This is a genomic window from Symmachiella dynata, assembly GCF_007747995.1.
GTDB classification, from domain to species: domain Bacteria; phylum Planctomycetota; class Planctomycetia; order Planctomycetales; family Planctomycetaceae; genus Symmachiella; species Symmachiella dynata.
Genome location: NZ_CP036276.1, coordinates 3,473,212 through 3,486,139 on the forward strand (window position 1 = coordinate 3,473,212; position 12,928 = coordinate 3,486,139).

A 12,928-nucleotide genomic window follows, 5' to 3' on the forward strand; every position below is an offset into this window, starting at 1 on the left:
ACCTGCGAGACGACGCACACAAAGACAACGGATTTCTCCACGCTGGGAAAGGACGCCGAGACGTGAAGCAGCATTTTTCAAAACCCATTTTTCGTGAAAGCAGCCTGTGGGGGCTGGTTTTGATGCTAACTTGTGTCGGGATTTGGTCCGGTTGCCAAACCGTGCCGGTCACCGGACGCAAGCAGTTTCTGATCCTGCCCGAACATATTGAAATCACCATGGGGGCGACAGCCTACGATGGGCTAATGGCCGAAGAGCAACTGTCACGCAACCAAGCCGCGCAGGCGATGGTCAATCGCGTGGGAGAACGCATCGCCGCGGTTTCGGGGCGTCCCGATTTTGAGTGGGAATTCCGGCTGATTGAATCGGATCAAATGAACGCCTTCGCCCTGCCCGGCGGAAAGACCGCTGTTTACGAGGGGATTCTTCCCGTCTGTCAAAACGAAGCAGGACTGGCGGTGGTGATGTCGCACGAGATCGCCCATGCATTGGCGCGGCACGGTGGCGAGCGAATGCGTGATTCGACAAGCATCGAAGCTGCCCAGAAGGCATTGGACTACCTCACCAAGGATTCCGATGAATTCCAACAAAAATTCCTGTTGGGGCTCTATGGTGCTGGCACAAAGTATGGAATCGCGCTTCCCAACAGCCGGGCCCAAGAAGCCGAAGCGGATAAAATTGGCTTGGTTTTGTTAGCCAAGGCGGGTTATGACCCGCGGGAAGCTCCGGGGTTTTGGGATCGTTTTGCCGCGATGAAGTCGGGTGATCAGCCGTTGGAATTCCTGTCCACGCACCCTTCGGATGCGAATCGAGCAGCGGCGCTACGCGAGTTGTTGCCCAATGCCTTGGAACATTATGAAGCCGCTCCGGTCAAATATGCCTCCGGTGAGATGATCGACATCCCTCGTAGTTCAGGGCTGATTGAACAAGTTGGAGGAGTTGAAACCGACGGTGCCGGCGGTAGCGGCGAATAGTCGGCGTAGGAAGAGACCAATTGATTGTTGCGGCGGATCGACCGTCGGTTTGGGATTCATTTCGGGCGTTGAGGAGCATTGGACACATGGCGACGGAACAAACCACACAAGACACTCAAGCTGCCCCCAAACCACGTCGCCGCCGACTTTTGATTGCGATGGTGCTGCTTGTCGGAGCAGTCTGGTTCGCTCCGGCGATCATTGCCAATACGTCGTTGCGGCAACAGTTACTCCCCACTCTCGCGCCGCAATACCCGGCGGGAATCGAAGTCGGTTCCGCCTCGTTGAGTTGGACTGGGCCGGTGGTGCTGCGCGACGTCACTTTCCGTGACAAACAGGATGCGGAATTTTTAAGCGTGGCGGAAATTGCCACGGCCAAATCGCTATGGCAATTGATCTCAAACTCTGCTGGCATGCACCCGATTACGATCAAAGGCGCCGATGCGGATGTCCGATTTCGCGCAGATGGCAGTAATCTCGAAGACGTGATGATGCCGTTCGCCGACCCGACCTCAACCATTTGGCCCGGCGTTGCGCTGGAGATCACCGACAGCCGGTTGAAGATGTCGGCGCCCGCCACTGGAGCCGAGGCGACTTGGACCGACTTACGGGTCACGGTGCAAAAATCGCATGATCAAGGCGTCCCTTACGCGATATCCGCATCCGCAACCGTCGAAAACGGGACGCTGCAAACGGAATTGTCGTGGCTGCCGCCGGCGGAGCTGACTTCGCCCGCAGCGGGGAATGGAAAGTTGGCATTGCAGACAAAAACGTTCCCGTTGCAAACATTAAAACCAATCTTCGAGCGCATGTCGCTCAGCGACGAGCTGATTGCCGAATTGACCAGTGACGTGAAAACCGCATGGAACACCGCAGGCGAGGTGCCCGAATATCAGGTTGCCGGCGAACTGCAAACCGGGAACTTGTTCATCAAATCAGCAGCAATTTCAGCAAACGAACAAGTGCAGGCTGACTTTTTGCGGTGCGTGGTGGAGACCACCATCACGGGTGAGCAATTCAATGTCGCTCATCTCGACATCGATTCCGATTTGGCAAAGTTGCGTATCGAAGGCGAAGTGAATGTTGCGGATTTGACCGGGACAAATTCGACCACGGCACTGCTATCGTTGCCCAAACAGCGGGATTTTGTGCTGCAAGGCCGACTGGACTTGGCCAAGTTGGCGGCAACCTTGCCCGAGACGTTGTGCATTCGCGAGGGGACGAAGATCACCGCCGGGACTGTCGATTGGCGGTTGGAGGGCGCAAAGCTGGACCGTGCGTTGGGCTGGTTTGGTCAAGTTTCTGTTTCTCGTTTAACAGCCGTGCATGACGGAAAGTCGCTCAACTGGGAGAAGCCAATCTCGCTTGATGGTGAAGCGACGATTCCCGACGCCGGAGGAACCACAATACGTCTGAATTGTGAATCCGATTTTCTCAAAGCTTCGGTGCAAGGCAACCCAGGCAAGGCGACCGTCCAAGCCGAGTGTGACCTCGATCGTCTCGCTGCGGAAGTGGGACGCTTCTTAGATCTCGGTGAGTTAGAGTTGGCCGGGAAAATGGTCGCGTCAGTCGACGTCACACGCAAGAATAATCGCGTTGCCGCCGATGCCGCGATGGACATTCAAAAACTGCACCTCGCTGGATTGGGGGGCGTTGCTTGGGATGAATCCCAATTGAAGTTGAACTGCGCGGTCGACGCGACTGTGGGCAGCGAAGCGAATGCGGAGTTTCACCAAGGATCGATACAACTTGCCGCGACAGGATATCAGCTCAGTGCCCAACTCGACTCCGCTGCCAAATGGAATGCCGAGAGTAAGTCGATTCCGCTACAAGTCGCAGTCCGTGGTGACCTGACGCGAATCATGCCACGCTTGAGAACCATCATGCCGCTGGAGGACTGGCAGGCCGATGGTGAAGTTCAATTACAAACACATCTTACAGTTTCACCAAATACGATTGCCTATCGTGATGCGGAATTGGCCATCACTCCACTCCGCATCACCGGGCCGGATTGCAACATCAGTGAACCCAATGTGCGAATTGCTTCGACCGGTTCTTATGACGTCAACACCTCGCAATTCCAATCCGACTCGACAACGATCACAACAGCAACGCTCAATGCCCGCGCGCAACCGATCGCAGTCGCGTTCACAGATGGCTCGCCACAAATCTCAGCGACGGTCGATTTCGCATCACGAATCGAGGACCTGCTGAATATCGTCGATAGCGGTGTTTCGCCGGCTGCCAGCGGCGAATTGTCGGCGCGGTTGAACGTATCGGGCGCCGACGGAAAACATCGACTGCAAAGCGACATCGTGGTCGACAAGTTTGTCGTCTACGACCAAGCAGCCTCGGAACTGAATCGCAATGTGTCGGCGAACATCCAGCCGACTGGCGCCGCAGCGCTCTGGAACGAACCGCGACTGACGGTGGCATCCGATGTGACCTACGAAACTGCGAGTGACTCTGTCCGTATCGCCAAGATGCAAGTCAACGGGAACAAATGGAAGGCAACCACCACGGGGCGCGTTGGTGAACTGGCAACCGAGATGAATGTGGATTTGACCGGGGCGCTCGACTGCGATTGGGAACAACTGTTAGCGAAACATCGTCAATTGATCGGCGACGGGCTCAACATCTCCGGCTCCGGCCCGCATCCATTCCAATTGAGCGGACCATTGATGGCGACTGCATCTTCCAGTGGATCTTCGGACGATGCTTTGTTGTCACGTCTAGACGGAAAATTGCAACTCAGTTGGAACACGGCCGACATCTACGGACTCCAGGCCGGGCAAGCCAAGATTGATACACGGCTCAAGAGCGGTGTCTTTCGCATCGCGCCACTCGATATTCCGGTCAGCGAAGGACGTCTCACAGCCGCCCCGCGACTGCTCTTGAATTCCGAACCGATGATGTTCGTCTTGCCGGCCGGGCCGGTGATCGAAAACGTGCGGCTTTCGCCCGACATGTGCCAAGGTTGGTTGAAATACGTTGCGCCGATGCTGGCCGACTCTACGCGCGTTGATGGCCGGTTGTCGATGGCGGTCACGTCGACCAAGGTTCCGTTGGACAACTGGCAGGACATGAAGTCAGTGGGCTCCTTAGCCATCCATTCCGCCGACGTCCGCCCTGGCCCGCTGGCACAACAGTTTCTAGAAATCGCCGAACAGATCAAAGCCATCATCCGCAAATCAGGCAGCAACATCATCAACCCGGAAGAAGCGTGGATGAAAATCGACGATCAAACCGTCGCCTTCCAGGTCTCACTTGGCCGCGTCCATCACGACAGCCTCGAAATTCGCGTCCGCGATTTAGTCATCCGCACACGCGGCTCTGTCGGTATGGACGAATCGATTGACTTGATTGCCGAAGTCCCGGTCCAGGACTCCTGGATTAAAGACGACCGTCTGTTGGAAGCCTTCCGCGGTGAGGTCATCCAAATTCCGATTAGCGGCACGCTCAGCAAGCCCAAGGTCGACCGCAACATCTTCGCAAACCTCGCCCGCCAAGTCGGCACCTCCGCCGGCACGAAGTTGTTAGAAAACGAACTGCAGAACCAGTTGCAGCGGTTGTTTCGCAAATAGTCGAGAAGGGACAACGGCAGTAACGCGTCAGCCGCGTTTGTTTGCCGCCCTGCTGATTGTTGGTAGAATGTATGTCCGCTTGTTTGTCGTAAAGCGGAAAATGCTTTCCAATCATCGGGGGACGTGCACGCCGTGAAATTTGCAAATACCGTTCGTGATCGCATCCTAGCAGGGCTGATCGTCGCCCTGACGGGTCTGCTGTCTGCCTCACCCGTCGTTGCCGAACAGCCGCCGAATATTATCTTCATACTCGCCGATGATCTCGGGAGCGGGGATCTGGGGTGTTACAACCCCGACTCCAAAACAGCGACGCCGGCGATTGATGAGTTGGCGGCTGAGGGGATGATGTTTCGCGATGCGCATTCCCCCTCGTCCGTCTGTTCGCCCACGCGGTACGGTGTGCTCACCGGGCGTTATGCGTGGCGGTCGCGATTGAAGTCGGGTGTGCTGTGGGGGTATTCCCGCTCACTGATCCGGCCGGAACGGACAACTGTCGCGTCCTTTCTGAAAACCCAAGATTACGCAACCGCGTGTGTGGGAAAATGGCATCTGGGATTCCAAGCCTCCCATCTCAATGCGCCTGATTTGCCGCCGGCCAATAAAGTGATCGCCGGCGATGATCCGCATGCGGTCGATTACTCGAAGCCGCTCACGCCGGGGCCGACGACTGTGGGGTTTGACTATTTCTTTGGCATCCCCGCCTCGCTCGACATGGATCCGTATGTCTTTGTCGAAAACGACCGCCCATTGGAACAACCGACGGATACCGTGGCTGCGTCGAAACATCGCCGGCAAGACGGCGGCGGATTTTGGCGGGGCGGGCCGGTCGCACCGTCGTTTCGGCATGTCGATGTGCTCCCCGAACTCGCCAAGCGGGCAACCGCTTGGATTGACAAGCAAACCGCTGAACAACCGTTTTTCCTCTACTTACCACTCAGCGCGCCGCACACGCCCTGGCTCCCGACGGACGAATTCCGTGGTCGCTCTGCTGCCGGGGATTACGGCGACTTCGTGATGCAGGTCGATGCTGTCGTCGGGGCGGTCGTCCGCGCACTGGAACAAGGGGGGCATGCGGAGAACACCTTGATCATCGTCACCAGCGACAATGGTTCACACTGGCCGGTGGGGGATATCAAAAAATGGGGCCACGCCGCCAACCTGCATTATCGCGGACAAAAGGCAGACATCTGGGAAGGCGGCCACCGCGTCCCGTTTATCGCCGCCTGGCCCGGCCACATCGCACCGGGATCCGTGAGTGACGAAACGATCTGCCTCACCGATCTACTGGCGACTATTGCTGCCATCAGTGACAGCGTGCTGCCCGACGACACCGGCGAGGATAGTTTTAGTCTCCTTCCCGTGTTGCTGGGCAAAAAACGGGAGCACCCCATTCGCGACTCAACGGTGCACCATTCAGCGGACGGAACATTTGCCATCCGCTCAGGCAAATGGAAACTCATCCCCAACAACCTCGGCTCCGGCGGTTTCACCAAACCACGCCGCGTGAAACCCCAACCCGATGGCCCGCATGGGCAGTTGTACAATCTGGAGAAAGACCCGTCGGAGCAACACAACGTGTGGGCGGAGCATCCGGAGGTGGTACTGCGGTTAAGTGCGGAACTCGCGAAGATTCGTACGACGGGGCGTAGCCGTATATAGTCGGGTCTACGATGCGATCTTGAATTCGACAAAACGAACGCGGCGAATTAAGGTGGGTAAAGCTGCCCCTACAATTCCCTTGGAGATTTTTAGACACATCGACATGTCCAATATAGCTTCGATCCTGGGCGAGAAAAAAATTAGAGCAAAATATCCCCACTACATGTCACAAATTGATCAACTGTACCGCGAGCAGCAGGTCAATAGCACTGGAAAAATTGAATTTCCAATTGATCCTTTGAAAGTGCCTCACCAATTCCACCCATTGATCCCAGCCGCCGGATTCTGGGGAGAAACCGACGACGGATTTCGCGCGTATCTGGTCGAATTGGCTCCAACTGAATTGGTGGAAAGTATCGTCGCCGTATACAGTGAATGGTGGCAAGAATTGGAGGAATGGCTATGCGGCTCTGAGGCAAACCTGCCAGACCCAAGTGATGAGCACGTGAGGTTTTGTTGCCTCTCGATTGCTGCTGATTTTGCGAATGTGGAGCTGAACTGTCGATATGAGCAACAACGCTAATCCCGTAAGTGAGTCAGCATTTCCCCGGCCCGCACAGCGGACCCTACAGCCTCCTCAAGCCTGTCCCCTCGCGCCTCAAGCCTCCCCGCAATCACGCCAACAGCTTCTCCACCACCTCCCCATGCACATCCGTCAGCCGGAAGTCGCGGCCTTGGAAGCGGTGGGTGAGTTTTAGGTGGTCGAGGCCCAGCAGGTGCAGCAACGTGGCTTGGAAGTCGTGGACGTGGACGCGGTCTTCGACGGCGTAGTAGCCTAGCTCGTCGGTCTGTCCGAGGGTTTGGCCCCCTTTGATGCCGCCGCCGGCCATCCACATGGAATAGGCGTCGATGTGGTGGTCGCGGCCCAGCAGTCCGTTGCGGTCTTCGCCTTGCGGGGTGCGGCCGAATTCTCCGCCCCAGATCACGAGCGTGTCCTTGAGCAGACCGCGCTGTTCGAGATCTTTGACCAGCGCCGCCGAGGGACGGTCAACTTCGTGGCACCGCTGGTTGAGGGCTTTGTTGATTTCAAACCCCGGTCCGCCGTGGTGGTCCCAATCGGTGTGGTACAACTGCACAAACCGGCTGCCGCTTTCGATGAGCCGACGAGCCAACAGGCAGTTGCGGGCGAAGGAAGGTTTGTCCCCTTCGATACCGTAGTCGTCCAATGTGTCGCGGGTCTCGCCGGAAATATCCATCAAGGCCCGCGCGCTGCTCTGCATGCGGTAAGCCATCTCGTAGGACGAAATCCGCGTGGCGATTTCGGGATCGGCCGTGACCGCTCGCCGCATCTCATTCAAATCGTGGACTGCATCAACGAATTCGCGCTGGCGATTCAAATCGATGCCCTGCGGCGAGGAGAGGTTGAGGATCGGTTCCTTGCCGCTGCGGAAGGGAACGCCCTGATACGTCGTGGGCAAAAATCCGCTTCCCCAGAGCGGCGCGCCGCCGCGCGGGCCGCGGGGACCAGATTGTAGGACGACGAAGCCGGGCAAGTCGGTCGATTCGCTGCCGATACCGTAGGTCACCCACGCCCCGATGCTGGGCCGCCCGAATCGTGCGGAGCCGGTGTTGACGAAGAACTTGGCGGGGCCGTGATTGAAGACATCGGTCGTCATCGAATTGACGATGGCGATTTTATCAGCGATCGTCGACAAATAAGGCAAGCATGCGGAGATCAGTTGACCCGATTCGCCGTGCCGAGCAAATTTCTGCGGCGAGCCGAGGAGTTTGGCGTCTTTATTGAGAAAGGCGAAACGTTTGTTCTCAACGTACGACTGGGGGATCACCTGTCCGGAAAGTTCGGTCAGTTTGGGACGGGGATTGAACAGCTCCAGTTGGCTCGGGCCGCCCGCCATGAACATAAAGATCACCCGTTTGGCTTTGGGGGCGAAGTGTGGTGGTCGTGGAGCGAGCGGATTGCTTTGCACGTCGGCTCGCACCGGCGTCGCCCCGTCACCGGCCAACAACGATCCGAGCGCCATCGCTCCCAGCCCGTAACGGCATTGGGAGAAGAAATGTCGCCGCGTTTGATCCAACAATTCAGGAGTTTGGTCGTGCATGGTTCGCTCGGTCGTTAGTACGTCCAGAATGATTTCGCGTTGCCCCTCAGCAAAGTCGGAGGCGTCGTCGGTCGTGCCTCACTCCCGTGTGATGAATTCATCGAGGTTCATCAACACGCGTGAAAAAGTCGTCCAGGCGGCAAGTTCAATCGTCTCGTCAGTCGGTTGATCCGTTGCCAGCAATTTAGCAGCGGCTTGCTGGTCAGCGGTGAAGGCCTCGCGTTGTTGGCGGATCAGTAAGGCCAATCGTCGCATCTCCAACGAGCTCGGTTCTCGGGCCAAGCAGAGTTGAAAGGCGAAGCGAATCCGTTCTTCGTCGTCTGGTGAAGCTTCTTTGAGAATCCGCTGAGCAAGCGCCCGCGCGGTTTCCACAAAAGCAATATCGTTGGCCAACGTCAGTGCTTGCAACGGTGTATTGGAACGGACGCGGCGGGTGCAAGTGACGTTTGATTCGGGGAAGTCAAACGTCATCAGCGCGGGGAACGGCTGTGATCGCCAGAAATACGTATACATCCCACGACGATAACGCTCGGGACCTGTGTTGGCTTTCCATTTTTTATCGTTTTGCGTGAAAGCGTACACGCCGTCGGGTTGTGGCGGAAACACACCTGTGCCGCCGATTGTACGGGTCAATAATCCACTTGTAGCCAGCGCCGCATCGCGAATGATTTCCGCTTCCAATCGCAAACGGGCCTGACGGGCCAATAGCCGGTTGGCGGGATCGACCTGTGCGACCACCTCGCGATAGATCGATGCTTGTCGGTAGGTGGCCGAGGTGACGATCAATTTGTGCATCGCCTTCATACTCCAGCCGCGGGCGATGAATTCCGTCGCCAACCAATCGAGCAATTGCGGATGCGACGGCCGTTCGCCCTGCGTGCCGAAATCATTTTCCGTTTGCACGAGACCGCTACCAAAATAATGTTGCCACATCCGGTTCACGGTGACCCGGGCAGTGAGCGGATTGTTGCCGTCGACCAGCCAATGCGCGAAATCGAGACGATTGTGTGATTCGGACTTTGGCAACGGCGGCAACACAGCGGGCACGGCCGCGGTGACTTCGTCCCCAGGATCCAGAAAATTCCCGCGCTTGTGAACGTGCGTCACGCGAGGCTGCTCGCGCTGTTTCATCACCATTGCCCAGCCGGCGGGGCTTTTGGGCTTGGAGCGCATTTTGCGCGTCCGGGTGTTGATCAATTTTTTTAGCTCGCCGTTCTCCTCAGCGGGGGTGCCGTAAGCTTTGGCGATTTTCTTATCCAACTCAGCAATTTCGCCGTTGAACTTATCGAGTTTCTTTTGAAAATCCGCTGACTTGTCGGCCGGGGGTGGGAAGTTGAGATCGTAGTCATCGTCCGCGTCAAAGAAGGCGAACATCTCGTAGTATTCCCGCTGGGTGATGGGGTCGTACTTGTGCGTGTGACAGCGGGCACATTCCAACGTCAAACCCAACCAAACCGCGCCGGTGGTATGCAGCCGATCAGCGACGGCATCAATGCGGAACTGTTCCTGGTCGGTGCCTCCCTCTTCGTTGATCAACGTATTGCGATGAAACCCGGTGGCGATCATTTGTTCGCGAGTCGCATCGGGCAACATGTCGCCGGCGATTTGCTGGATCGTAAATTGGTCAAACGGCATATCAGCGTTGAGCGCATTGATCACCCAATCGCGGTAATGCCACATATTGCGCGAGCCATCGATTGTATACCCGTTGCTGTCGGCATAGCGCGCCGCATCCAGCCAGTGTCGCCCCCAACGCTCCCCGTAGTGCGGAGATGCCAACAAGCGATCAACCAGTTTCTCATAGGCATCAGGACTGGTATCGGCCAGAAACTGTTGCACTTCCTCGGGCGTGGGGGGCAAACCCAGTAAGTCAAATGTGAGCCGGCGAATCAGCGTGATCCGATCTGCTTCGGGCGAGGGAGCGATTTGTTTCTCTTCCAAACGGGCCAGCACGAAGGCATCGATTGCATTGCGGATCCATGCAGAGTTTTTCGTCTTCGGGACTTCAGGCCGTCGCGGTTTTTGGAACGACCAGTGATCCGAACCGGCGCTCTCTTCCGGGGTTTCTTGTTCGGGGAATTTAGCGCCACCATCGATCCAACGTTTGATGAGCGCCACTTCGTCCGGCTTCAAACGTTCGCCTTCCCCTTCGGGAGGCATTTGCTCGTAGTCTTCAGAACCGCTGATGACCTGATACAGCAAACTCTCGGCGCTCTCACCTGGAACAACCGCTTCCCCAGCATCGCCGCCAATCAAAGCGGCGCGAGCCGTGTCCAAACGCAGTCCCGAAGTCTGTTTCGCCGCACCGTGACAGCGATAACAGGCGCGCTTGAGCAGCGGTTTGATGTCGCGGAGGTAATCAGTGGTTGTTTCTTCGGCGCAGCTGGGTGATGGACAACATACCAGCATTCCAGCCAAGAGGAACAAAACCGCCGTACACCGCCACAGCATAATGAACTCCTCAAATTAAGAGGGAGAGAGACTTCCAACGAAACAGGCGTTCGCAGAAGCTTTGCCCTCTTGCTCCGACAGAACTGAAACCAAGCTGCAATGCATCAATAGACGCCGATCTATTTTACCGGGTCGAACGGGGGTGTCGCAAGGACCTTTGCCGCAGTAAAACAGTGGTTTCCGGCGGAATCGAGGTTTTCGGGGCCGCGAAAGAGACGGGGATCATCGAGAAACCTCATTCGAAGCTGGTGATGACGCCACCAAAGAATTGCGCCGGGCCGTCGACGGTGTGCAGCAACAGCGCTCCCTGTGAATCAATACCCGCGCAACGACCGGTTCTTCGATCAGTCGGAGTCTCAATCGTGACAGTCAGGCCCTGCAGTGCACAACGTTGTTGCCAGTCTGCCGGCAATTGGGGATCGTTAGTCGCCAAACGGCGGAATTGGGTTTCGAATTGTTTGAGCAGAGCGATGAGCACCTCCGTCCGGTCAAATTCTCGGCCGGTCGCATCGGTTAATGAAGTCGCAATTGCCGTCAGTTCCGGCGGGGCATCCGCAAAGCCATTGTTGACATTGATGCCGATACCCAACACGAGTGATTGTGTCGAACCTTCTCCCACCTCGACGAGGATGCCGCAAACTTTGCGGCCATCGAGAAAGACATCGTTGGGCCATTTCAGGGCGGAGCGAATGCCGGGCACGACATCGTCTAAGGCCAAACAGACCGACAACCCGGTTGTCAGCGATGCCTGTGGCCAGCGTTCTTGGCTTAATCCCAATCCGGCCGGGGAGATAATCAGCGAAAATGTGAGCGAACCATCTACGGACCACCACGAATTGGCACCTCGCCCGCGACCGCGAGTTTGTTGTGCTGCCAAGACCAACAGCGGACCGTCTATTGCGCGGCGACGGCAATGTGCCAGTGCAACGTCATTGGTGGATTCGACCGTGTCGTGATAGTCGATCTCCGCGACGAATGTTTCCGCAATGATCCGCTCAAGATCAAAGGGACGTCCACCCTCCTCCACCTTATTGTCCTCCGCCTTTACTGATTTACCCCTCGCCCCACACCGTTGTCCATCCAGCCACTCGAAACAGCCGCTAATCCAAAAACCGTTCACGCTCGTCTGGTTTCGGCATGCGGCAGACTTCTTTCTTGCCAAATAGACGATAGCGCCAACGGGCAACTAGACGATATCCCACATCGCGCAGCGGCCGAGGGATCACCCACAGCAACGCACCGAGTACGCGCCAGAATCCCCCCAGCTTGTAAAAAATTCGCACAACAGCGGACGACTTTTGAAACGTCTTTCCAGCATCCCAAAAGACAACCGAATCGAACGTGGCGTCATCCGGCAGGTTGAGGAGTTTGCCGGCGGTTGTCCCTTGCAAGGGGGCGAATAAAAACCGGCGATTGTGGTCGCGCGCCATGATGAAATTGACAAAGTGATCGCACAGTCCGCAAACGCCGTCGAAAAAAATCACCGGCCGCGTCGGTTGTTCCGGCGGTTGTTGATTTTCCGGCGAACTGTTTGCTGCGGCGGTTTTACTCACGACACCCTCTCCATTGCAGAATAGCGTCTGATGGCGAGCTAAGGACAGACAACTTGTTAACCGCTGTCAGAGGGCGACTTTAACTGCTTGCGTCGAATTCTGAAACCCGGCGCGTTATAAAGGCACGCCTCAATCCGTCTCGTGATTGCGGGCGGTTGTTTTTTTATCAATCTTCAGTGACTGAATGAGGCTTATGGAACCAACGCCATGCGACATTGTGCTCGATATTGGCGGCGAAGGCCGGCATGCACAGGCCTGGAACGTCAATCGTTGCAGGACCCAAACGTTGGGACGCCATGCCGGTGAGCCGATTCCCCGGTTAATCGTCGCACGGGCCGATGCTTTGCCATTTGCAGACAATTGCGTGAAATCTCTCATCGTCGAACGCACGCCCCTCACGCGCGCAGCTGCCCGAGAATTGTCCCGTGTCATTCAACCCGCGGGACAGATCGTTTTGCGACACGTCCCCTTAGCGGATCGTGACCGGCACGAGCCGACTTTGGCGATTTTGGGAGGAAAGGCACAACAACGTACCACCAAGATTTACGGCCAACCCGTGTTGGAGACCAAGATCCAGTTTTCCGAGAATGTCCCTCCCCCACAGCTTCCTTCGACAGAGGCGTCGCCCTAATCCACGAACGCCATCA

9 protein-coding genes are annotated in these 12,928 nt (G+C 56.8%); 5 read left to right on the top strand and 4 right to left on the bottom strand.

The features are described 5' to 3' along the window. Positions 1 to 122 precede the first annotated feature (122 nt). From Mal52_RS13385 to Mal52_RS13400, 4 genes are all read left to right on the top strand, one after another. Entirely contained in the window at positions 123 to 974 is an 852-nt protein-coding gene (locus tag Mal52_RS13385; RefSeq protein WP_145376712.1) for a M48 family metallopeptidase, read from the top strand. 86 nt (positions 975 to 1,060) lie between these two features. Beyond that, positions 1,061 to 4,558 carry a hypothetical protein gene (locus tag Mal52_RS13390; protein WP_145376713.1) on the top strand — a complete coding sequence of 1,166 codons (3,498 nt, stop codon included), beginning with the start codon at positions 1,061 to 1,063 and terminating at the stop codon, positions 4,556 to 4,558. Between the two features lie 132 nt (positions 4,559 to 4,690). Then, positions 4,691 to 6,217 carry a sulfatase family protein gene (locus tag Mal52_RS13395; protein ID WP_145376714.1) on the top strand — a complete coding sequence of 509 codons (1,527 nt, stop codon included), beginning with the start codon at positions 4,691 to 4,693 and terminating at the stop codon, positions 6,215 to 6,217. A 52-nt stretch (positions 6,218 to 6,269) separates the two neighbouring features. Continuing rightward, complete coding sequence (locus Mal52_RS13400) at positions 6,270 to 6,740, top strand: hypothetical protein (RefSeq protein ID WP_145376715.1); 471 nt, start codon at positions 6,270 to 6,272, stop codon at positions 6,738 to 6,740. A 91-nt stretch (positions 6,741 to 6,831) separates the two neighbouring features. Here Mal52_RS13400 and Mal52_RS13405 read toward each other — a convergent pair whose 3' ends face one another. From Mal52_RS13405 to Mal52_RS13420, 4 genes are all read right to left on the bottom strand, one after another. Further along, positions 6,832 to 8,277: a DUF1501 domain-containing protein gene (locus tag Mal52_RS13405; protein ID WP_145376716.1), complete on the bottom strand. Its 1,446-nt coding sequence runs from the start codon at positions 8,275 to 8,277 to the stop codon at positions 6,832 to 6,834. A gap of 78 nt (positions 8,278 to 8,355) precedes the next feature. After that, positions 8,356 to 10,728: a PSD1 and planctomycete cytochrome C domain-containing protein gene (locus Mal52_RS13410; protein WP_231962653.1), complete on the bottom strand. Its 2,373-nt coding sequence runs from the start codon at positions 10,726 to 10,728 to the stop codon at positions 8,356 to 8,358. Between the two features lie 235 nt (positions 10,729 to 10,963). Beyond that, the gene (locus Mal52_RS13415; RefSeq protein WP_197534889.1) at positions 10,964 to 11,755 is read right to left on the bottom strand and encodes a biotin--[acetyl-CoA-carboxylase] ligase; all 792 of its coding nucleotides are present in this window, start codon (positions 11,753 to 11,755) and stop codon (positions 10,964 to 10,966) included. A gap of 73 nt (positions 11,756 to 11,828) precedes the next feature. Next, on the bottom strand, positions 11,829 to 12,281 hold the full coding sequence (locus tag Mal52_RS13420) for a thiol-disulfide oxidoreductase DCC family protein (RefSeq protein ID WP_145376718.1): 453 nt from the start codon (positions 12,279 to 12,281) through the stop codon (positions 11,829 to 11,831). Between the two features lie 193 nt (positions 12,282 to 12,474). Between Mal52_RS13420 and Mal52_RS13425 the strand changes: the two genes are divergently transcribed. Then, on the top strand, positions 12,475 to 12,912 hold the full coding sequence (locus Mal52_RS13425; protein ID WP_145376719.1) for a methyltransferase domain-containing protein: 438 nt from the start codon (positions 12,475 to 12,477) through the stop codon (positions 12,910 to 12,912). Positions 12,913 to 12,928 lie beyond the last annotated feature (16 nt).

Bases quoted from the DNA above. Each gene is read 5' to 3' on its own strand.
- Mal52_RS13385 (WP_145376712.1), top strand. From the start codon at position 123: ATGCTAACTTGTGTCGGGATTTGGTCCGGTTGCCAAACCGTGCCGGTC.
- Mal52_RS13390 (WP_145376713.1), top strand. From the start codon at position 1,061: ATGGCGACGGAACAAACCACACAAGACACTCAAGCTGCCCCCAAACCA.
- Mal52_RS13405 (WP_145376716.1), bottom strand. From the start codon at position 8,277: ATGCACGACCAAACTCCTGAATTGTTGGATCAAACGCGGCGACATTTC.
- Mal52_RS13410 (WP_231962653.1), bottom strand. From the start codon at position 10,728: ATGCTGTGGCGGTGTACGGCGGTTTTGTTCCTCTTGGCTGGAATGCTG.
- Mal52_RS13425 (WP_145376719.1), top strand. From the start codon at position 12,475: ATGGAACCAACGCCATGCGACATTGTGCTCGATATTGGCGGCGAAGGC.